The organism is Candidatus Contubernalis alkalaceticus (assembly GCF_022558445.1).
Lineage (GTDB): Bacteria > Bacillota > Dethiobacteria > SKNC01 > SKNC01 > Contubernalis > Contubernalis alkaliaceticus.
Map to the genome: position 1 here is coordinate 2808328 of NZ_CP054699.1, position 22377 is coordinate 2830704.

Annotated in this window: 24 protein-coding genes and 1 riboswitch; of the genes, 1 reads left to right on the plus strand and 23 read right to left on the minus strand. The window is 42.2% G+C overall.

What is annotated here, in order from left to right:
* Positions 1-84: 84 nt before the first annotated feature.
* The 7 genes from HUE98_RS14040 to cobT all read right to left on the minus strand — a co-directional run bounded on the left by HUE98_RS14040 (position 85) and on the right by cobT (position 9057).
* The gene (locus HUE98_RS14040) at positions 85-717 is read right to left on the minus strand and encodes a LysM peptidoglycan-binding domain-containing protein (protein WP_241421244.1); all 633 of its coding nucleotides are present in this window, start codon (positions 715-717) and stop codon (positions 85-87) included.
* Positions 718-1001: 284 nt separating this feature from the next.
* Positions 1002-2585 carry an FMN-binding glutamate synthase family protein gene (locus HUE98_RS14045; protein WP_241421245.1) on the minus strand — a complete coding sequence of 528 codons (1584 nt, stop codon included), beginning with the start codon at positions 2583-2585 and terminating at the stop codon, positions 1002-1004.
* Positions 2586-2927: 342 nt separating this feature from the next.
* Positions 2928-4511 carry an FMN-binding glutamate synthase family protein gene (locus HUE98_RS14050; protein WP_241421246.1) on the minus strand — a complete coding sequence of 528 codons (1584 nt, stop codon included), beginning with the start codon at positions 4509-4511 and terminating at the stop codon, positions 2928-2930.
* A gap of 53 nt (positions 4512-4564) precedes the next feature.
* Positions 4565-5251 carry a 2Fe-2S iron-sulfur cluster-binding protein gene (locus tag HUE98_RS14055; RefSeq protein WP_241421247.1) on the minus strand — a complete coding sequence of 229 codons (687 nt, stop codon included), beginning with the start codon at positions 5249-5251 and terminating at the stop codon, positions 4565-4567.
* A 12-nt stretch (positions 5252-5263) separates the two neighbouring features.
* A complete protein-coding gene (locus HUE98_RS14060; protein WP_241421248.1) occupies positions 5264-7120 on the minus strand; it encodes an NADH-ubiquinone oxidoreductase-F iron-sulfur binding region domain-containing protein in 1857 nt (618 codons plus the stop codon).
* On the minus strand, positions 7101-7577 hold the full coding sequence (locus HUE98_RS14065; protein WP_241421249.1) for an NADH-quinone oxidoreductase subunit NuoE family protein: 477 nt from the start codon (positions 7575-7577) through the stop codon (positions 7101-7103). Before HUE98_RS14065 ends, HUE98_RS14060 begins: the two co-directional genes overlap by 20 nt.
* A 421-nt stretch (positions 7578-7998) precedes the next feature.
* Positions 7999-9057, minus strand: a complete 1059-nt coding sequence (cobT, locus tag HUE98_RS14070; RefSeq protein WP_241421250.1) for a nicotinate-nucleotide--dimethylbenzimidazole phosphoribosyltransferase — start codon at positions 9055-9057, stop codon at positions 7999-8001.
* Positions 9058-9161: 104 nt separating this feature from the next.
* Positions 9162-9345: riboswitch (cobalamin riboswitch) on the minus strand.
* A 164-nt stretch (positions 9346-9509) separates the two neighbouring features.
* On the opposite strand from cobT, the gene HUE98_RS14075 reads away from it, so the two are divergent.
* Entirely contained in the window at positions 9510-9773 is a 264-nt protein-coding gene (locus HUE98_RS14075; protein ID WP_241421251.1) for a hypothetical protein, read from the plus strand.
* 123 nt (positions 9774-9896) lie between these two features.
* Here HUE98_RS14075 and HUE98_RS14080 read toward each other — a convergent pair whose 3' ends face one another.
* From HUE98_RS14080 to HUE98_RS14155, 16 genes are all read right to left on the minus strand, one after another.
* A complete protein-coding gene (locus HUE98_RS14080) occupies positions 9897-10070 on the minus strand; it encodes an indolepyruvate ferredoxin oxidoreductase subunit alpha (protein ID WP_241421252.1) in 174 nt (57 codons plus the stop codon).
* A gap of 163 nt (positions 10071-10233) precedes the next feature.
* Positions 10234-10629, minus strand: coding sequence for a cytidine deaminase (locus tag HUE98_RS14085; protein ID WP_241421253.1), 396 nt, complete (start codon positions 10627-10629; stop codon positions 10234-10236).
* A gap of 21 nt (positions 10630-10650) precedes the next feature.
* A complete protein-coding gene (locus HUE98_RS14090) occupies positions 10651-11697 on the minus strand; it encodes a DUF881 domain-containing protein (RefSeq protein ID WP_241421254.1) in 1047 nt (348 codons plus the stop codon).
* A gap of 135 nt (positions 11698-11832) precedes the next feature.
* Complete coding sequence (locus HUE98_RS14095) at positions 11833-12426, minus strand: DUF502 domain-containing protein (RefSeq protein WP_241421255.1); 594 nt, start codon at positions 12424-12426, stop codon at positions 11833-11835.
* A gap of 4 nt (positions 12427-12430) precedes the next feature.
* Positions 12431-12793 carry a diacylglycerol kinase family protein gene (locus tag HUE98_RS14100; protein ID WP_241421256.1) on the minus strand — a complete coding sequence of 121 codons (363 nt, stop codon included), beginning with the start codon at positions 12791-12793 and terminating at the stop codon, positions 12431-12433.
* Between the two features lie 9 nt (positions 12794-12802).
* Complete coding sequence (gene ybeY, locus HUE98_RS14105; protein ID WP_241421257.1) at positions 12803-13276, minus strand: rRNA maturation RNase YbeY; 474 nt, start codon at positions 13274-13276, stop codon at positions 12803-12805.
* Positions 13245-15410, minus strand: coding sequence for an HD family phosphohydrolase (locus HUE98_RS14110; RefSeq protein ID WP_241421258.1), 2166 nt, complete (start codon positions 15408-15410; stop codon positions 13245-13247). The genes ybeY and HUE98_RS14110 overlap by 32 nt, the downstream gene beginning before the upstream one ends.
* A gap of 25 nt (positions 15411-15435) precedes the next feature.
* Entirely contained in the window at positions 15436-16416 is a 981-nt protein-coding gene (locus HUE98_RS14115; RefSeq protein WP_320415618.1) for a PhoH family protein, read from the minus strand.
* Positions 16417-16471: 55 nt separating this feature from the next.
* Positions 16472-17728: a sporulation protein YqfD gene (gene yqfD, locus HUE98_RS14120; protein ID WP_241421259.1), complete on the minus strand. Its 1257-nt coding sequence runs from the start codon at positions 17726-17728 to the stop codon at positions 16472-16474.
* Between the two features lie 46 nt (positions 17729-17774).
* Complete coding sequence (yqfC, locus tag HUE98_RS14125) at positions 17775-18050, minus strand: sporulation protein YqfC (protein WP_241421260.1); 276 nt, start codon at positions 18048-18050, stop codon at positions 17775-17777.
* A 203-nt stretch (positions 18051-18253) separates the two neighbouring features.
* Positions 18254-18826: a hypothetical protein gene (locus HUE98_RS14130; protein ID WP_241421261.1), complete on the minus strand. Its 573-nt coding sequence runs from the start codon at positions 18824-18826 to the stop codon at positions 18254-18256.
* A 45-nt stretch (positions 18827-18871) separates the two neighbouring features.
* The gene (floA, locus tag HUE98_RS14135; protein ID WP_241421262.1) at positions 18872-19861 is read right to left on the minus strand and encodes a flotillin-like protein FloA; all 990 of its coding nucleotides are present in this window, start codon (positions 19859-19861) and stop codon (positions 18872-18874) included.
* Between the two features lie 20 nt (positions 19862-19881).
* The gene (locus HUE98_RS14140; RefSeq protein ID WP_241421263.1) at positions 19882-21192 is read right to left on the minus strand and encodes an NfeD family protein; all 1311 of its coding nucleotides are present in this window, start codon (positions 21190-21192) and stop codon (positions 19882-19884) included.
* A gap of 64 nt (positions 21193-21256) precedes the next feature.
* Complete coding sequence (locus HUE98_RS14145; protein ID WP_241421264.1) at positions 21257-21700, minus strand: GatB/YqeY domain-containing protein; 444 nt, start codon at positions 21698-21700, stop codon at positions 21257-21259.
* An 11-nt stretch (positions 21701-21711) separates the two neighbouring features.
* A complete protein-coding gene (rpsU, locus tag HUE98_RS14150; protein ID WP_241421265.1) occupies positions 21712-21891 on the minus strand; it encodes a 30S ribosomal protein S21 in 180 nt (59 codons plus the stop codon).
* Positions 21892-22026: 135 nt separating this feature from the next.
* Positions 22027-22371, minus strand: a complete 345-nt coding sequence (locus HUE98_RS14155; protein WP_241421266.1) for a histidine triad nucleotide-binding protein — start codon at positions 22369-22371, stop codon at positions 22027-22029.
* Positions 22372-22377 lie beyond the last annotated feature (6 nt).

A 22377-nucleotide genomic window follows, 5' to 3' on the forward strand; every position in this document is an offset into this window, starting at 1 on the left:
CCCATGTAAAGGTTGTGAAATAAAAAAAACGATTTCTTTTTAAAAGAAATCGTTAAAAGTAAATCCTGGGAGGTTATTTTATGGTTAGCTTAAAGGAACATTAATAATCTGTCCTACGAATATCAAATTAGGATCCTTGATTTGTGGGTTGGCATCAATAATTGCCTGAACAGAGACACCGGTACGTCTGGCAATGCTGGACAGTGTTTCTCCAACACTAACATAAATTTGTATTGTACCCTTGGGAGGTTTGGGAGGCAGCGGCGGTGTTACCGTCAGATTTATCACCTGTCCGGGGAAAATGAGATTAGGGTCGGCGATTTGAGGATTCTCCTGTATTAACAGATTTACCGTAAGTCCAAACATCTGAGCGATTAGAAATAAAGAATCTCCCGGCCTTACCAGATACTGTGCCCGGGCGAACCCCGGATCCGGACCCACTAAAGGACGAGCCGGAATTCTAACAATCTGTCCGGGAAATATCAAATCAGGATTGGTAATCCCGGGGTTAACAGCTAATATTTCATGTACACTAACCCCAAAGGTCTGAGCAAAGAAAAACAGGGAGTCACCAGGACGGACTACAATGTTTAACAATCTTCTGACCATTTTTTCGCCTTCAATATCATCTAAAACTTTATCTTTTTTTGGCCATTTCTCATCTTCTTCAAAAACATCTTCCACAATTTCTTCCTCCACATACTTTTTGGATACCAAATTAATTACCTCCTTCCTTAAAATACTTTCTTAAGGAATTACAATTTTATTTTACATTGATATATTTTATATATCTTATGTGACAGATACTAAAAGTGTTATATATCTGAAGAAATAAATTCAACTGAGCCGCAGGAAAAAAGAAATGAGTTAAACAGGCATCTATCTTCTTATCAAATTACAACAGGGAAGCGGACAGCCAAAAATATAAAAAAGGAGCTAAACCCAATTAAAATCTTGGGATAGCCCCTTACAACAAACAATTATTTCTTTAAACAAAGTAGTTACGCATCCAATATATCGTCTACTTCTTTTTTATCCAGATCCATCACATAAATGATCCCACTTACTTCCGATGATTCCCGGGTCAACGCACAAATATCGTTTCTATCCAAATGTTCCAGGGCAAATTTACGGCTTCCACACATAAGCTGCTGCAGCCCCTGAGCCAAGCGATGATAATAAGTATATACTCCCAAAGCTGCAGGAGGAATCTTATTGAAGGTATCGGCTCCCAACTCATCCTTTAGTTCTGCGGTGCATACAAACACCCTTTCTAAAGTATCACCGTATTTTGCTACACTAGAGGGTAAGCTCCCCTCTGAGATTTTTTGCCCTAATGTTTTACCTACCATTGCAGCGGTCAGAGGTGACCTGGCCATGCCGATCATCTTAGTAAAGGGAGCACCCAAAGCTAACCCTTTATACATCTGATCTTCCAGTGCAAATCCACCGGCAAAAGCAAGGTCAGGCACATATTTCCCCTTAGACTCCAATCTCTTGCAGTAATCATAGGCCAGAGAATGAAGCTCAACCATGGGTACTCCCCACTCGTTCATCATCCTCCAGGGGCTCATACCAGTACCGCCACCGGCCCCGTCAATAGTCAAAAGGTCTAATTTAGCCTCGGAAGCATACTTAACAGCTCTGGCCAGATCCGCCGGACGATAAGCCCCGGTCTTCAGGAATATATTTTTAGCCCCGGCGGCTCTTAACTGCTCAACTCTCTTCATGAAAGCGTCAAAGCTAACCATTCCAACTCTGGAATGTCTTTCAAACTCATTAAACCCTCCGGTTTTAAAATCTTCTATAACTCTGGGGTTTTCGGGGTCCGGCAGTACGATGTAACCCCGCCGCTTTAACATTTGAGCTTTTTCCAGGCTTCGGATTTTGACCTCTCCGCCAATATCCTTGGCTCCCTGACCCCACTTAAGCTCTACTGTTTCTACTCCCAGTTCATTAATCACATATTCTAAAATACCCAACCGGCTGTCTTCCACATTTTCCTGTACCACTACAGCGCCGTATCCATCCCGCTGCCAGTTTTTAAAACATTCTACCCGATATTTAAGATTAACAGTACTTACTACTCTGTTGTCCTTAAATACAGCTTCTGGATCCATTCCGGCCACGTTCTCACCCACCGTAATGATGGTTCCGGTTAAAGCAGCGCCCACAGCCAGTCCTTCCCAATTATTATGGGCGATATCTGTGGACCCGATTCCCGGAATGACAATGGGAAGTTTTACCTTTACTCCATCTCCCGTTCCTATTTTCGTCTCCAGGTTAACATTTGGAAAAATTGCCTTGTCGCTGTCAGCTTCGATGCCCAGCGCACCAACCGCGGTGCCCATGATATTGAAATGTGAGTAATCAACAGGATAGTCCTTCTCTGAGGCAGACGTCGTCGTCCCAAAAGGTTGGGGGTATAAATTCTCATGCCCCCGAAAAGAAGACATTCCTACTTCACACAATCCCGGGCAGCCCTCAATACAAGTAGTACATAATCCACTAAACGGACTTACTGAATCTTTAGTACGGTTTTTGGTCAGCGTCGCCGCTGAAGCATTAGGTCTTGAATAAGTCATATTCCCTCTCCCTTCCAATATGTAAAACATGTTTTCATATTATAATAATACATGGCGTCGCAGAAATCGTCAATAATTATATCACCATTTAAAATAAATTTTTGCTATATGAAATTATGCTAATAAATTCCCCTCCAATGACTATCATTTAACCCTTTCCATGGTTAATTAGTAATATTTATTCTATGATAGTTATGTTCATTTGGACACAAAAAAGAGACCGCCTTTTTTAGGCAGTCTCCAAACTCAAATCCTGTAACATCATTATTTTCCATCTCTAACCCTTACTTTCGAGAGAGAGAGAGAGAGAGAGAATCTCTTTTTCTTATTCCCTGTTCCATATTACCCTTTCATTATTTTAGCAATTTCTTCTTTGTCCATATCCATCACATAGGTAATACCGCTAATATTTTCCGACTCCCGGGTCAATGAACAGATATCATCCCGGGTAATATACTCCAGAGCAAATTTACGGCTTCCGCACATTAACTGCTGCATGCCCTGTTCTAATCGATGATAGTACGTATATACTCCCAAAGCTGCCGGAGACACCTTCTTAAAGGTTTCAGCTCCCAGCTCTTCTTTAAGATCAGCGGCAGTTACAAAGATCTCCTCCACATCGGCGCCAAACCGCTCCACATAAACGGGAAGCTTATTCTCATTAATCTTTTTACCAATGGTCTTACCTACCATAGCCGCAGCAATAGGGGCCCTGGCCATACCAATCAATTTTACATAGGGAGCCCCCAGGGCAATACCCTTATACATCTGATCTTCAAAAGTGAACCCGCCGGCAAAACAAATGTCGGGCACGAATTTTCCTTCATCCTCCAGCATCTTACAAAGCTGATAGGTAAGAGAATGAAGCTCTACCAAAGGTACCCCCCACTCGTTCATCATCCTCCAGGGGCTCATCCCTGTTCCGCCCCCGGCTCCATCCACAGTAAGATAATCCAATTTTGCTTCTGAGGCAAACTTCACAGCCCTTGCCAGGTCAGCAGGACGGTAAGCTCCAGTTTTTAAGGTGATATGCTTGGCCCCGGCGGCTCTCAATTCTTCCACCCTTTTCATAAAGGCCTCAAATTCAACCATCCCTACCCGGGAATGCCGCTCAAATTCTTTAAAGGCTCCCTTTTGAAAAGCACTAATTACAGCAGGGTTTTCCGGATCCGGAAGGACGATATACCCTCGTCTTTGCAGCATCTGAGCTTTTTTTAGGCTCTTTATTTTAACTTCGCCCCCGATGTCCTTAGCCCCCTGGCCCCATTTCAGCTCTACCACTTCTACTCCCAGATTTTCAATGGCAAACTCCTGTACTCCCAACCGTGTGTCCTCCACATTAGCCTGAAGCACAATAGCACCGTAGCCATCCCTCTGCCAATCCTGAAACATCCTTATTCTCTGCTCCAGGTCAACAGTCTTTACGATTCGTCCATCCTTAAATTCAGATTTTTCGTCCATACCTACAACATTTTCTCCGATAGTCAAAATGGTGCCGGCCAGGGCTGATCCAACCGCCAACCCTTCCCAGTTTTCCTTGGCCACGTTGGTAGAACCTATTCCGGGAATCACTATGGGCAGCTTCAGTTTAATGCCGCCGTTAACTCCTACTTTGGTTTTAAGCGTGGCAGCAGGGAAAATAGCCTTATCACTGTCCGCCTCAATTCCTACAGCCCCCACGGTGGTTCCCATGATGGAAAAATGCGAATAATCTACCGGATAATCTTTCTCCGAAGCAGTAGTTATAATGCCAAAGGGCTGAGGATAAATGGTTTCATGCCCCCGATAAGCCGACTTTCCAATTTCACACATTCCCACACAGCCATCTACACAGGTGGTACACATACCACTGAAGGGACTTACAGAGCCTTCAGTTCTATTTTTGGTCAGAGTTGCTGCCGAAGCATTCAATCTGGATAAACTCATGGTCATTCTCCTCTCATTCAATAGTTTCTACAATATTTTTAAGGCTGAAAGCTTTATTTCTTTGGTTTTCTGTCAATTCCCTGTTCACAGGCCACACAAGGATCCATATAACACATCATGGCATCGAAATTATCCAGACAGGGGGGCGATAAATTCAAACAGGCATTGCACACACCGCTTTCCTCCTGAGGTCCCTGACACCTGGCCTGACAGGCGGGGCAGATATACATACATGCTCCGCAATAACGACAGTCATCAGATTTCTTATTATAGGGAGTACCTACCAGCCGGTTTCCTCCCCGGTGAACAAATCCTATGGCATTGGCCTGCATCTGTTCATCACACATACGGACACAAAGGCCGCAGAGGATACAATCCTCATGCTTCTGATGAAAACGAACCGACGTTACATGATATTTTGAGGCCAAGTCCTGAATTACTTTTGAGGAGGGACAGGTGGCCAGATATAGTTCGATCAAAAGCCTGATGCTTTTTAGCACCCGTTTAGTCCCCGTTCTTACAATTAATCCTTCCCGGGCCCGATACGTACAGGAAGAGACCAACCGGGAACGCTCAGGTGGACCGATTTCAACTAGACATAATCTACAGGCCCCATAGGGACTTAATCCTTCGTTATAACATAGGGTTGGGATCTCTATCCCATAAAACCTGGCTGCCTCCAGCAGAGTTGTTCCTTTTTCTACCGATACATCTATTCCATTCAAACTCATATTAATCATGGTGGACACCTCTTATATTTTAATGACGGCATCAAATTTGCAAACTTCTCTGCAGATGCCGCATTTTGTACATTGGTCTTCCAGGATTACGTGAGGTTCTTTTTTCTCCCCCTGTATTGCTTCCACCGGACAGTTTTTCAAACACCTTCCGCATCCGGTACAAAGTTCTGAATCAATACTGAAACTAATCAGATCCCGGCATACCCCTGCAGGGCATTTCTTCTCCACAATATGTGCCAGATACTCCTCTTCAAAATAGCGAATGGTAGATAAAATGGGGTTACCACAAGTCTGTCCCAACCCACACATGGATGTGTCCTTCACCACCTGAGCCAATTCTTTCAGCAGCTCCAACTGTTCCAAAGAACTCTTCCCCCGGGTAATATCATCAATCATTTCCTGCATTCGGGTAATTCCCTCTCGGCATGAAAAACAGCTGCCACAAGACTCATCCTTGGTAAAACTTAAAAAATACTTCGCCACATCCACCATACAGGTATCTTCATCCATAACAATAAGACCGCCGGAGCCCATCATAGAACCGGCCTCCGACAATTTTTCATAATCCACCGGCAGGTCTAATAGATTCTCAGGTATGCAGCCTCCCGAAGGCCCCCCGGTTTGTACGGCTTTTAGCTTCTTCCCATTGGGGACTCCGCCGCCGATATCAAAAACCAGCTCTCTTAAACTCATCCCCATGGGCACTTCCGCCAGACCGGTATTGTTTACTTTACCCGTCAAAGAAAAAATCATAGTTCCTTTACTTTTTTCCGTGCCAATGGAAGCAAACCACTCCGCACCCTTTTCCATAATAATGGGCACCGTAGCCCAGGTTTTTACGTTATTGAGCACAGTAGGTTTGTCCCATAACCCTTTTTCCGTAGCATGGGTATGCTTATCCCGGGGTTCCCCCACCTTTCCTTCAATAGAAGCAATGGAAGCACTGGATTCACCACAAACAAAAGCGCCTCCCCCCCGGTTTATCTTAACGTTAAAATTGAAATCCATTCCCATAATACCTTCACCTAACAGACCATATTCTTTAGCCTGTTCAATAGCCTGTCCAAAATTTTCTATGGCCAGGGGATATTCCCTGCGGACATAGATATAACCCTGGTTAGCTCCCACGGCATAGGCCCCGATAATCATACCCTCTAGAACAGAATGAGGATTTCCCTCCAGAATACTTCTATCCTGAAAACAACCGGGGTCACCTTCGTCCGCATTGCAGATCAAATATTTGGGATCTCCCGGAGCATTAAAACAGGACTGCCATTTTACCCCCGTGGGAAATCCCCCGCCTCCCCGCCCTCTCAGGTTGGAGGTCTTGATTTCCGAAATAACCTGCTTTGGAGTCATGTTTTCCAGCACTTTTTTCAGAGCGCTGTATCCCCCTAAAGCCATATAGTCTTCAATCTCCGTCGGCACCAGCTTTCCATTGTTAGCCATCAAAAGACGGTATTGTTTTTTATAAAAAGGCACGTCATGTTCTTTAATAATCTGTTTTCCCGAAACAGGCTCCACATATGAAAGACGTTCAATTATTTCATCCTTAATAATAGTCTTTTCAATAATTTCTTCAACATCTTCTTCCTGAACCCTACAGTAAAGAATATCACCCGGTGTTATAACTACCAGGGGACCCTGCTCACAAAAACCATGGCAACCGGTTAATTTTGTATCCAACTGGAAGTCTAATCCCTTTTGTTTCAAAAGAGACTTAAAAGAGGATAACACTTCCAAAGCTCCGGAAGCCATACATCCTGTTCCACAGCAGACAGATACACAGGGCTTTCCTGACACCCTGTTCTCCTTTATGGATTCTCTCAATATTTCTAAATCCCATGGACTAGTTATCTTCTTTTTCATGATATCCCCCCATAAGCTTACCAATCTTATTTAGGGTCAGCTTCCCATGATATTTGCCGTCCATTACTACCAGAGGACCCAAGGCACAGGCACCTACACAGTTCACCGTCTCCAGGGAAAACTCTCCATCCTCAGAAGTCTTTCCTGGGCTTACCTTAAATCCCTGGCATACCTTCTCCAAGATTCGAGGAGCACCTCTCACGTGACAGGCGGTCCCCATACACACCTGAACCTCATGTTTCCCTTTGGGAACTAAACTAAAACATTTGTAGAAGGTAGCGAGACTGTAAAGCTGGCTCATAGATACTGCCAACTTCTTTGAAACCCGGTGCAGAGCTTCTTCCGGCAGATAACGGTATTCATCGTTGATGTCCTGCAAAATAGAAATGTAAGGTACGTCTTCTTCACTACTGTACTTATCAATCATCTGGTCAATCTTTGTTAAGTCTACCTTCATTTAGCTGCGGTAACTTGTTTTAGAGTTTGTCCGAAAACCCAAAACACTTACCTTTCTCCCTCCTTTTCTCCTTTGTAAAAGTTTTGCTGAAAGCCCCATTGCTTGAGCAAAAACCCATTACAAGGCGGAAAAGCCTATAAAAAAACAGAGGATAAAGGCTTTTGCGTCTTTGCAAGAAGCAAGTTATTACTCCGCTCATCTTTTAAAATAATTTTTACATGATGCAAAAAGGTTTCAAGCATACTCCTAAATTATAAACTGCCATAAAACTAACTGTCAAGAAAATTGCTTTCACATTATGAAATGTGTGCATTTTTTCACAATGCAACCGCCTCTTTCATTATACAAAAACGCATGACAGCGGAAGGGACAAGGGGCCCGTCCCCCTTGTCCCTCTTTGTCCCTCCCTTCATTCCTCCTTTTACTCCGTCTTACCTGTTACCCCTGCCTCTGAGAAAGTGGCCATTTCATTTAATATTTTTAAAGAGCCATCAATAATGTTCATAGCCAGAGCTGCCCCTGTTCCTTCACCCAATCGCATATTCATATGAAGCATTGGTTTTAACCCCAGATAGTCCAGCATCGCCTTATGACCCGGTTCTTCTGAAAGGTGGGAGGCAATAAGATAATCTTTAACTTCATTTTTTAACGCCGCAGCAATTACGGCGGCCGCCCCAGAGATAAATCCGTCAATTACCACAGGAATCCGGTTGGCTCCACATGCCAGGATTACCCCCACCAGGCCGGCGATTTCATACCCGCCAACTTTAGATAAAACATCAATAGGGTCATCAATATCAGGCTTGTTTACCTCTACAGCGCGTTTTATGGCATTTATCTTAATCTTCAGCCTTTCATCATCCACTCCAGTCCCCCGACCCACTACATCTTCTACTTCTTTTTTAGAGTACAATGAAATTATGGCTGTGCTGGGGGTGGTATTTCCAATACCCATTTCTCCAATTCCTATCAAAGCGGTCCCTTTTGCAAAACAATCTTCTGTCACTTCAATTCCATTTTCTATGGCTTTCACCGCCTGCTCCCTGCTCATAGCCGGACCTTTGCACATGTTATCCGTTCCATAGGCTACCTTTTTCTTAATTAAAACTTTCATATCCGGCAGGTCACTGGCCACTCCGATATCTACAATAATTAATTCTGCTCCCACGTGACGGGACAACACATTCATGGCCGCACCACCAGAAATAAAATTCATAACCATCTGAGGAGTGACTTCACTGGGATAAGCGCTTACCCCTTCTTCCACAATCCCATGATCCCCAGCCATGATTATGCTGGTTTTTTTTGGCAGCCCCGGTTTTACTACTTTGGTAATCCCGGCAATTTTTTTAGCAATACATTCCATTACCCCCAGGCTTCCCGGGGGTTTGGTCAGGTCATCCAATCTACCTTGAGTTTTCTCCATTACCTCTCCATCAATTGGTGAAATTTTTTTAAGAATTTCCTCAAATCTCTGCATCTTATTTTTCCTCCTTTTTTTAAATAAATAAAAAACCCCAGCCAAATAAAAACTAGGCCGAGGATTTTACCATTATCCTTCAGCAGTCTTCCTCTCCACGGGGAAAACTAACTCTAATACAGGCAGGTCTCCTGGCTCCCTTTCATCATCCTCCATCCCTTCCCATTCTATAATTCCTTGAACAGTGGGTTTATTACAGAGGACTCCCCGGTTACAGTGGCGGGACCGCCCGGGATTTTAACCCGGTTCCCTATTCTCCATAACGGCACCTGTTTTAGTTTTACTATTCTATTATTTATTAAGATTATATAAATCAATTACAGTGTTGTCAATAAGTGAACCAGATATAATTACTGGTTTTTTATGGCTTTTTATGGCTATATAATTTTTTGTTTATTTTTCTAAGTTAAGTCAAAACTATAATTAGAATGAATCTAATGGAGGTGAAAAAGATGCAATTAGTTGCAATTGTTTCCGAAGAAGTACGATTAGCAGCTCTATATGACAGATTAAAAACAGAGGGATTTAATGATTCAGATATTCATATATCTGAGCTGGATGACCGAGATAATTTTCGTGAATTGGATCAAAATATTGATTACCAGCAGTTTGATGACAACAGCTTTATGATGGGTTTTAAAGTTCCGGACAATAAGGTAGACAGAATAAAAGACCTTTTTGAAAAGGAGGGAGTCAGGGAAGTCTATCTTCACTAGACCTCCAACCAGAACTAAAAACAGGAAAGTTACAATAAAAAGCTTCATCTGCAGCAGCGGATGAAGCTTTTGAAGTTAGAAAATTTTGTTATTTTAAACAAAGAATATTTGTGTGTTTAAATATTACTCAACCTTGATTGCTTCCTCAGGGCACTCATCTTCACAGGTGCCACAATCTGTACACTCATCATTATTTACAACCGCGATGTCATCCTCAATAGTAATACATTCTGCCGGACACTCATCAACACAGCTTCCACAACCAGTACACTTTGCCTTATCAACTAACGCTGCCATTATATCCCTCCTTCTATTATTTAATAATTATTTTAGTGCGCAAGCACTATAAAAATCCCTATTCGACAACGAATTAAATAATTCCTTCAAGAATAAAAAAGTAATTTTTGAAATCACTGTTATGTCTTCTCAACTTCTCAAAATACTTCTTCATAGCCGTGCTTTAATCCTTCTTTTCATTAGTTCTTAATGTAAAACTACAGGGGAGAAGCTCAACTATAGATTTAACGGTAAAACCTGATGATCCCCCCATGATTACCTGAATATCTGCCCCAAACTCCGCCAGAACCTGTCGGCACTCCCCACAAGGAGTAGCACTATGCGACCCGGCATGTATAGCTATGGCTATAAATTTCCGGCTTCCCTGAGAAACGGCTTTATATACACAAACCCTCTCCGCGCACATGGTAGAGCCATAAGCAGCATTTTCTACATTACAGCCGGTAAATATTAAATTGTCTTTTGTAAGCAGAGCAGCCCCTACTTTAAATTTTGAGTAGGGAGCATAGGCAAATTCCCTGGCTGCTTCCGCTTTTTTTAATAAATCTTTATAATCCAATATTCTTTTCTCTCCTAATGCTTAATCGGAATATGCGGGTAAAGTAAGGTTATCCACCTTTTCAATATCCATACGGAGTCCATAACGTATCTCTAATTGACTTTTTATTAGAGTCATACCGCCTACCAGGATCTCCGGATTACCCACAGCTTTTATAACCACAGGGTTTACAGGTATACTCTCATCATTCACTCTGATAATTGAGCCAACACACCGAATATGAGAGGTAGCTATAATGCGCTGGTCCCCTACAGCCACACCTTGAGCATCAGAGTTAAATAGTTCATGTACCAAATTCCTAATATCAGTATCGTGGACGATTTCTTCTGAAGTTTGGCCATTTTCTTTATCATATAACCGGATAATAATACCTGCTCCCGTCATCTCCGCAAGCCCTGCCGCCACCCTGGTCTCATAAAGTATATTTCTGAGTGAATTCAATTCATTAGTCAGCACATTAACTTGATCCAGAGGGTTATGGGTAGCCACCGGTTTGCCCTGGCCGTTTTCCACTTCTATTTCAATAATCTGCCGGGGGGAAAAATCACTTTGAAAAGCCGTTTTGTTAATTTCCTCTAAAGTTTTTTCTTCAATTACACCTTCCGGCTCCACAATTATGCCTGTTTCGAAATCATAGGTAATGGTAACATTTAAGTTGGATTTTATCTCCCTGATTTTTGAATCCTTATTTATCAATGACAGGATTAACTCCTGTTGATAACTCTCATACTCTCTAGAAATAGTTTCCTGAACAGTCCGGGCGTTTGATAAGATTATCTTATATAATTCTTCGTTCCCTGTTGCCAACTCTATATCATAATAAAACCGAGATAAAGTTTCCATCACCCTGGGCCGTTGATCAACCTCCAGCTTTTCTGCCTGCCGGCGGTTGTACTGAACAATTTCCTCAGCCAATAATTTCTTGCTGCTTAGATTATCAGAAATTTCCGACTGTACAGGTCGCAAGAAATTTATCCCTATAGTTAGTAGAAATGTGTTTAATATCAAAAGAAAAATAGCAAAAAGTAAGAGCTTATTCTCCTTTACATGAACGGTTAAAGTTTTCATCCAGGCATTGAATCCCCCTAGCAAAATAATCTTAGTAAAACAAAATAGAAAAATTATAAGTTTGAAGACTCATTCTTAAGTTCGACATTTCTGGCAAGAACCCTACTAAAAAAGAATTTTAAATAATAAGGTTTCTTAAAGGTTGTTTTCAGGGCTAAAAACTCCACCGGAAATAATCAGCTTGAGTCCTTCTTCCACAGACATTTTCAAAAGGGTTACCTCCTGGCTGGGAACTAAGACCAGCATCCCTGAGGTAGGGTTAGGAGAAGTGGGGATAAACACATTTAAAGTTTTAGAATGAGTACTATCTTGAACTTCCCCCCGGCTCTCACCGGTCAAAAAACCTAAAACATAAATACCTTTCCGAGGATACTCTATCATAACCACCTCTTTAAAGGCAGTTTTATTCTGCTTCATAAAGGAATCCACAATCTGTTTAAAAGACGAGTATACATTTCTAAGCAGCGGAATCCTAAAAAAAATATGATCCATTAATCCCAGTATTTTTCTTCCCAAATAATTAGAAGTCAAATAGCCCACCAGTAAAATAAATAATATAGTGATAATGAAGCCTAATCCCGGCAGTGGACTTCCATAAATACTGGTTATGAGAGAAGACAACATGCCCTCTAGAAAATTAAAAAGCAGCCAAAAAACATAAAGGGAACCCACCGAAGGAATTAAAACAGCCAGACCAGCAATAAAGTAATTTCTTATCCTTTTAATCATACTACTACCTCCACAACATTACTAATTTAGGAACAAAAATAATTAAAGCTGTTACCACAGAAAAAATTGCGGAAGTTAAAACCGCACCGGCGGCAACATTTTTCGCCACCTGGGCCAGGGAACAAATTTCACTGGTACATAAATCTACAGTTTTTTCCACTGCAGTATTCACAAGCTCCGCCGTAATAACCATAAAAATAGCATTTAAAACAAATAAAAACTCCACCGTAGAAACATTCAAGCAATAGCTCAAAACAAGAGCTAAAAAAGCAGCCATAACATGAAATCTAAAATTTACCTGAGTTTTTATAGAGTAACCAATACCATGAATGGCATAAGGAAAGCTTTTTATAATTTTCTTGAACATTTTCTCACCCTATTTTATATTATACCCTTGATAACCTATTATTTCCATAATTTTCCCCATTTTATTCCACATCTGCTCATATTCTTCTTCACTTGAGTGATGATATGACAGAAGATGAAGAAAGCCATGAATATATAACAGGGCTATTTCCTTATTTATTGAATGTCCTGCTTCATCTGCCTGCGCCTTTGCTTCCTCCAAAGATATTACAATATCCCCCAGAAGCACTTCGGGCTCTTGGAAAAATTCCTCACCTTTATCTTCTTCCAGAGGGAAAGAAAGGACGTCGGTAGCCTGGTCTTTTCCCCGATACTGTTTATTTAACTCTCTTATATAATGATTGTCCACAAAACAAAGACTGACCTCTATATCATGGGAAAGCTTTTCCTCCTTCAGCATCTCTTGGGTAATTAGTTCCAACTGGGACAACAACTTGTCCTCTAATTGTATTTTATCCTGAAGGTCCCTTATTAATAACGGCATTTGTTTTTTGTGCCCCCCTTTCGATTTCCGCTTTCAAATCTTTCTCCGGATATTCTATTCGGGAGTGAAAAATACCCGAAAGAATGCTGGTTAATGCGTCAGCAATTTTATCCAAGTCCTTCAAGGTCAGGTCACTTTCATCCAGCTGACCATCATTTAGCTTTTCCTTAATAATCTTTCTAATCAACCCCTCTACCCTTCCCGAGGTAGGCTTGGACATGGCTCTAACCGCAGCCTCCACGGCATCAGATATCATGATAATAGCCGCCTCTTTGGTCTGGGGTTTAGGGCCTTCATAGCGGAAATTTTCCTCACAAACGTCATCCTTCTTTTCCTTCTCTGTAGCCTGATGGTAAAAATAGGCAATTACGCTGGTCCCATGATGCTGTAAAATAAAATCGGTGATGATTTCCGGCAGCTTCGCCTCCCGGGCCATCTCCACCCCATCCTTAACATGAGCTGTAATAATTAACGTACTCAAACTGGCAGAAATCTTATTGTGAGGATTATCATTGGTCAGTTGGTTTTCTATGAAAAAATAAGGACGTTTCACTTTTCCAATATCATGGTAATAGGCACCTACCCTGGCTAACAGGGGGTCTCCCCCCACCACCTCCGCTGCGGCTTCTGCCAGGTTAGCCACAATAATGCTGTGATGATAAGTTCCCGGCGCCTTAATCAGCAGTTTTTTTAATAAGGGCTGATTAGGATTGGCCAGTTCCAGTAAACTTACAGAGGTAGTCAATCCAAAACCACTTTCCAAAAAGGGAAGCAGCCCTATAGCCATCACAGAAGAAAACAAGCCGCTGCCCACTCCAGATATCATACCTAAAATGAACTCTTTAATAAACTCATACTCCAGTTTAAATCCACTGAAAAATAGGAATGTGGATAAAATCACCAGCACATTCACCAGGGCCACATATAAACCGGCTTTAGTCAAATCAGAACGATGATATAGTTTAGTAACACTGTAGGCCGCAACCAGCCCTCCCAGAAGAGCCATAACCATGAAGCTGAACTCTCCCCCGGTGATAATACCGATAAAGATGGCCAGGATAACATTAAATAAAATAGCCAACCGGGAATTAAAAAGTACCGTAATTAAGATTATTCCCATAGCAGTAGGAATTAAAAATCCGGAAAAAAAGTTGGCAGCTACAATAAATATCAGAGTTATAATAATAATAATGCTCAACAATAAAAGCAGAGACGGGCTGTAAAATACTTCTTTCTCATGGATATAGAGATATATCCCTCCCACCAGAAATATGGCCAGTAAAAGCAGGGCCAAACCAAAAAATATATCATAATCGGCCATTGCCCTCTGCAGCCCCAGGGAATCCATTTGTGCCATATGATTTTCTGTCACCATCTCCCCTTCGCCGATGATTCGAGTGCCTTTCAGAATCTTCACCGGTTCCACGTCATGCCGGGCCTGTTCCCTGGCTTTCACAGTTACCTCTTCATTATAAATCATATTGGCCCGGACCATGGGTTTAACCACTTCCGCTATGTTATCCTTTAATTCCTTCTGATAGGCCAACAGTTCTATTTCTTGAACCGCCTGCCTGCGGGCATTTTCCAGACCCTGCTCCTTGACTCCCTGCTCCATGATGTCATAAATAATACCTTCAATGTCAAACTGAAGCGCCTCCAGTTCACTTCGTTCTGTGGTGATAAATGCTTCCGCCGACTGTGAATCTATTTCGAAAGGGAACAGATTGACCAGCTGCTGAACCTTTTCCTCCTCCGGTACTTCCATCTGTCTAATTTCATATATACTTGAGATAAAAGAATCAAATTCCTTATTTATTTCACTCATGATTGCCGGCTCAAAATCAAAAGCCTCAGGAACTGCCTCCGCTGCTTCTTCCTTGAACAGTTCCGTAGCATGATAATCTACCGCCTCCTTGGGTGCATAAATTGTGGTAGGGCTTGGCCTACCTACGTCTAAAGTAACCCGATCTGGAAGCACAGAAAAATAAAGAATTAAAAAAACCACAATAAATAATGCAGAAGCTAATAAAAGACGCTGCCACAAACAATCCTTTTTTAAAAAACTGACCCCAGGTAACTGATGTAAGCCGGGAAAACCTTTTTTAGGCCCCTTGATGGGGGTTTTAGATATCATATTAGCTTCCTCACTTTTTATACCTTTACTCTTTATTTTCCTCATATTTCTCGTACGCTTTAATAATCTGCTGCACCAATGGATGCCTGACCACATCTTTTTCTGTAAAGTATACTATTTCAATTCCAGTAATGTTCTTGATAATTTTTGGTACCTGGGCCAACCCGGAGAACTTTCCCTTAGGAAGGTCAATTTGGGTAATATCCCCGGTAACCACCGCTTTAGCACCAAACCCTAACCGGGTTAAGAACATCTTCATCTGTTCAGAGGTTGAATTTTGGGCTTCATCCAAAATAATGAAGGAATCATCTAAGGTTCTTCCCCTCATGTATGCCAAAGGGGCCACTTCGATAATACCCTTTTCCATATATTTTTGGAACGTCTCTACCCCTAAAAGGTCATATAAGGCATCATATAATGGCCTCAAGTAGGGATCAATTTTTTCCTGAAAATCCCCGGGCAAAAATCCCAAATGCTCCCCGGCCTCTACTGCCGGACGGGTTAATACCAGCTTCTGCACTTCTTTGTTCTTAAGGCTGGCAATGGCCATAGCCATAGCCAGGTAGGTTTTGCCGGTTCCTGCAGGCCCAATTCCAAATACTATATCGTTATTTTTAATTGAATTTACATACTTTTTCTGTCCCAAGGTTTTAGGCTTAATCTTTTTCCCCCGGGTGGTAACATATACTAATTGGGAAAAAACCTCCTCCAGTTTGTCCCCCTGGTTCTGCTTTACCATATTAATGGCGTAACTAATTTCCGACGGCGTTAGGGTATTACCCTTAGTCAGCAGTTCTTTAAGCCGCTCCATTAAAAATGTAACCATCTTAATCTCCTGGGGTTGTCCCTGAAGAAGAAGATATTCTCCTCTGGGGATTAAGGTAATTCTAAAAGCACTTTCAATAAGGTTCAAATTCTCATCCAACCTGCCCATCAGAGTCAAAGCTTCTTCCTGATTTTTAAATAAAATTTTGTGCTCTTTCTGTGTAATATTGTCCAGGGTCAAAAAGCATTTCCCTCCTCTAGAATCGTTATTATCCCCTTTGTCTTATTATGCGTTATTATTCAGGAAAACCCTCCATAAACACCTCTTTTTCCTGACCAATTTCTTCAATGGTTTCAATAACATACCTGGCCTTTATAACCTGTTCATCTTCGGTATCCAGTACTTCCATATATTCATCAATCACTTCCCCCTGGGAAGGAAGCTGTTTTTTTGCCTCCTGTTCTGCCTGCTGCTTTGCTTTCGCCAAAGCTTCCTCAGGAGTTAATTCTTTTAATATTAAAGCTAATTCTTTATACTCAAGATAGATTACTTCTATAGGAAATTTATAATTCATCCAGTGCATTGTGCGTTTGGATTTACTTAACCTGGCATAATTATAGGGATTTTGGCCATCCCCTTCCATATAAACTTCTCTCTCTCCGATTTTTATATATGAACTTGTATAGTTCTCACCCGTAGGCTCATAGGTCTTCACCTGCAGAGTAGAAACACCCAAACCCTCATACCAGACCCTGGCCTTCACCGTACCTCGAGCTCTTGTATAGCTTTCCTTTGGACTGCTATCCTCAAAGGTATTCTCTTCTTCCTCTGAATCATCCTCTTCAAACTCTTCCGTAATGGGACGAATAATCCCACTGATCAAAACTTGTCCGGCAGTAACTGTATCCCCCACTTTTGCATCTGCCATTCCCGATATCACCATTATTTCTGTGATTAAACCATCTTTTGAAGCAATAATATGAGTAAAAGATTCCTCTCCAGGCTCTACCCCTTTTACTTTTTCAACCACATCTACTTTGGCCCGAACCCCGGTAAGCTCAACTCCTACCCAAGATATATCAGGAATCCCTAGAACAATCTCATTACTAATCTTTTCCACATCCAGTGTATTTTTAAAAACACCGGGTTTCAAACCCAGTTCCTGGGATATCTCAATAACCTCCTGGGGGTCTATTTCTTTTGTACCTACGATTTCCACATACCATACGAAAGAAGATAAAAGGTATAGCAGAACAACAAACAGCACTGCCCCGGCCACAAACCCTTTTCTCACCACCAATCGGTATACAAAAAAGGGAATACCGGCTTTTTTTTCGATTTTTACCTTACACCTTGTCCTGCGGGCTAAGGGCCTTATTTTTTTAAACCCTTCAATACCTATCTTCATATAGGCAGTATCGTCAAAACGGCGAATATCCCGTAAGATAATTCCCCGGTTAATGGCCAGATTGATCAGCCTTTCACTACGATTCCCCCGTATAGAGATTGTAATATATCCATTCATATAATACCATAAATCAATTAACGACACCAGTCATACCCCCTTTTCCGTTTTACCGCACCTTTAGTTATTGTTTTTAAACAGCATAATCCAGATTGTAAATTATACCCTCAACAAAAATCTCCTCTGAATAAATATTTTTTATGGTCATACCTTCCCCTTTTATAATAAGTTCACCCCCACTGACACTGACCCGGATTATCTTGTCAGAGTACTCCACCACACCCCTATGGTTTTGTACATAAATCTGCACATTTCCCACCAGGGTAACCCGGGGTAGATCCAGCAGTATTTCCTTGGGGAGTTCAAAAGCCTCCGCAAGGGAACTTCTAAAGCTTTTTTTAAAATTCAAGCCGACAACCTCCCCTAATCTCTCTTACTAGTTTTATGCGCTTGAATTTAAAAGTATGAAACTTTAATCCCCAGGTCGAAAGGACGAACCTCCTGCAGTAAATCCAATGTCTCGTCCTGTTATCAACTTGAATTTTCTGCAAAAAAAGTAGAGAGTGTATTTCCACACTCTCTACTTGATCTTTGAAAAACGGTCTATTCTATTTAACTGTTTGAATTCTGCACTATATTGGACTGTCTGAGGGAGAAAGGCTTTCTGGACCGGGGTGGACCCAATACTTCAGAAAATACAATCCCTGCAGCCAAGTTGTCTTTAGTAACCCTAAATCCCGAGAGAGAGGATCCCTCCGGTCCTACCTCTAGAGATATGGGATCTGCAGACGCTGCATAAGACACAATTTTTTCCTTTTTATCCAGCACTGCCCGGGCTCTTTCTTCCTTCATTTTTTCTAATTTCAACTGTCTCTGTTCTAAGACAGGTTTTTCCCTTTTTCTGTCCCTGATTACACTCCCGGTGTCTGAAACGGGATAAGATTTCTCCTTTGGCCTTTGACCTGATCCAGATCCTGAAATACTTTCTAAGAGCTCCTCTATTTCATCAAAGAGGCCCCCTGACTTCTTTGGTTCCCTCATCTGGACAGGATAACCCTCTTGTTCCCTGTCAGAAGGTATAGGCCTCCGAACCTTTCCAGGTACCGGAGCTTCATTCTTAGGCTGGAGAAGTCTCTTCACCAGGGAGAAAATAATGAAGAAAATTACAATCCCAAGGTTTTCCATTGAACCTTCACCACCGTTCTTAATAAAAAACTATGTTTTGTTTATTTATTTATCTCCCTTTTCTTTTCCCAAATCGTCTGATTTACCAATGGAATCTCTCATTTTTGTATCTGCTATGATGTTTTGAAGATTTTGATAGTCCAAAACACCTAGGTTTCCTTCCCTCAAAGCCTGGGCCATAGCCTTGGGCACCTCTGCTTCTGCTTCTACCACCTTGGCCCTCATTTCCTGCACCTTGGCTCTCATCTCCTGCTCTTGTGCTACAGCCATAGCCCTTCTTTCTTCTGCCTTGGCCTGAGCGATGCGCTTGTCTGCCTCCGCCTGGTCTGTCTGCAGCATGGCACCAATATTCTTACCCACATCCACATCAGCAATGTCAATGGAAAGTATTTCAAAGGCTGTCCCTGCATCAAGCCCCTTATTTAAAACATTTTTAGAAATAGAATCAGGGTTTTCCAGTACAGCTTTATGGCTTTCAGCAGAACCGATAGAAGTAACCGTTCCTTCCCCTACCCGGGCAATAATGGTTTCCTCTCCGGCGCCCCCTACCAGCCGGTCAATATTTGCCCGAACAGTAACTTTCGCCTTAGCCTTCACTTCAATACCATCCTTAGCTACAGCAGCTACAATAGGCGTTTCAATTACCTTGGGATTTACACTCATCTGCACAGCAGTTAAAACATCTCTACCGGCCAGGTCAATAGCGGCAGCCCTTTCAAAACCCAGGGGGATATTAGCCCTCTGAGCAGCAATCAGGGCATCTACAACCCGGTCCACATTACCTCCGGCCAGATAGTGACCTTCCAGTTTATCCACGCTTAAATCCAGTCCAGCCTTATTGGCCTTAATCAGTGGATTCACAATTTTGGCCGGCGGCACCCGCCGCAGGCGCATTCCTATCAGAGTGATAATACGGACATTAACCCCGGCCGCCAGGGCGGATATCCACAATCCCAGAGGTATAATACTGAGAATGAAGGAAAAAACCACGAACACCAGGGCAATAATGATCAAAAGAAAAACAAAATCAGGCATTTAATATTACCTCCTTAAACTTATTTTTTTAGTTCTCTTACAATAACCCGGGGACCATCCACCTGAACCACTTTAACCGTTAAATTCACGTCAATAAAGCCCCCCTCACTGACCACATCTATTCTACTTCCATCAAATTCAGCTGTACCGGAGGGTCTTAAGGGTGTCAAGGTAATGCCCTCCTTATCCAACAACTGAAATGCCTGCTGAGGGCCCACATAACCCAGATCTTTATCCTCCTTAAAACTGAGAATAATATTACTGAGAAATTTACTTTTTACCAGATAACGCAGTGAAACACCAATAATAATTGATGATAAAATCAATGCTATTACTAAGTTTGTTACCATCTCTCCGGTTTCCGCCGCTGAAAGAAGGATAGAAGCAATCAGGGAGCCAATGCCCGCCAACCCCAGTATGCCAAATCCCGCAATAAAAGCCTCAGTTAAAAGCAGAAGAATGCCCATGAGAAAAAGGATCACCACCTCATATCCGGCCAGGCCGGCAATTATATGACCGCCAAAGAAAAGCGTAAAAGCAAGAATACTAATACTTCCGCCCACTCCAAACCCGGCAGTCAAGATTTCAATAATCAAGGCCGCAAAGGCAATGGTCAAAAGAATAGTAGAGGTAACCGGATGGGTAACAAACCGGGCCAACCTCTCAGCGGAAGACATTTGCTTATTTATTACCTGAGCATCTTCTAAACCCAAATGCTCTAATAATTCAGCCCTGCTGTTAAAAACTCCATCAATAAAGCCCAGGGACTGAGCCTGGCCGGTAGTCAGAGTCAGAAGCTGACCGGAATTCACTACATCGGGAATGCTGATCTCTCTTCTGGCCATGGCAGCAGCAATTTCAGGATCCCTACCCCTAAGTTCGGCCACAGTCCGCATCTCCGCTTCCCAATTAGAGAGAAGCTTTTCATCGGTAACCTCCTCAGAGGTAATACCCTGTCTCAGTTCTGCAGCACCAATGGTGCTGCCCGGGGACATGTAAAGCCTGTCACAGGCCATGGCCAGATAAGCTCCCGCCGACACCGCCTGGGGACGGACATAAGCATATACCGGAACCTCTGTCTGTAAAATAAGGTCTTTGATTTCCTGAGCAGCATCTACTCTGCCTCCAGGAGTATTGAACTCCAGGATCACTGCTGATGCATTATTCTGTTCGGCTTCCTTAAAGGAACGGTCCAAAAATATTTTCAAGCTGTGCTCTACGGCATCCCGCACAGGGACAAAGTAAACCATTTCCTCTGCCGCCATCAACAGGGAAGAAAATGATAATAATAGAAGAAAAACTGCAACAATTAGGCCTTTCCGCCTTACCACAAAAACTCCCCCCTGATTTCAAATAAAGGACTTGGTGTATATTACACACACCAAGTCCATATGTTTATTCCAAAAACGACTGCACTATTTTATTAACCAAGCGGCCATCTGCCTTACCCTTAAGTTTAGGCATTACAACACCCATCACTTTGCCCATATCCCTTTTACTATGGACACCAGTCGTCTCCACAGCTTCTTTTATAATCTCTGTGATTTGTTCCTCAGACATCTGTTCCGGCAGGTAAGAAAGGATAATTTGTGCTTCTTTTTCCAGATCCGAAGCCATATCCTCACGATTATAACTTCTGTATTCCTCTGCAGAATCTTTCCTTTTTTTAAATTCCCGGCTTAAAACCTGTACAACCTGATTATCACTCAATTTCTCTCTTTTTGCTATTTCCTCGTTCTTAATTTCAGAACGCATCATTCGCAAAACGGAAAGTGTGAACTTATCTTTTGCCTTCATGGAAGCTTTCATATTTTCATTGATTAACTCATTTAGGGCCATAAACCTTCCCCCTAGTAGAAACGTTTCTTTTTACGAGCTGCTTCCTGCTTTTTCTTCCGCTTAACGCTGGGTTTTTCATAATGCTCACGCTTCCGCACCTCTGCCAGAACTCCAGCCTTGGCGCATTGTTTCTTAAACCTTCTTAAAGCACTGTCCAGAGTTTCATTTTTACCTACTTTGATCTCCGCCACAATTTCCCTCCCCTCGCCAAAAACCGCATTCACAAAAACCTTGTACAGTAAGATTATCAACCTTTTAAAATCTTACTATATGTAAACAAACAATTCGATATAATAAATTATACACTGTGCAGAAAAGGCTGTCAACTAGCCCGGTGGCCAAGTTAACGGACGTCCTCCCATTAAATGAAAATGTATGTGCTGTACAATCTGGTCTCCATCTTTACCATAATTGCACACCAGCCTGAGCCCACTTTCAGCAACCCCTAAAATTTCGGCAATTTCTTTTACCTTCAGGTGAAGATATCCGATTAAATTAGAGCTTTCCTCAGTTATATTCATAACCGTGGGAATATGTTCCCGGGGCAGCACCAAAACATGAACTGGAGCCTGAGGCTGTATATCCTTGAAAGCGATAATTTTATCATCCTGATAAACAATATCACTGGGAATTTCCCCACTGACAATTTTACAAAAGAGGCAATCACTCACAAATAA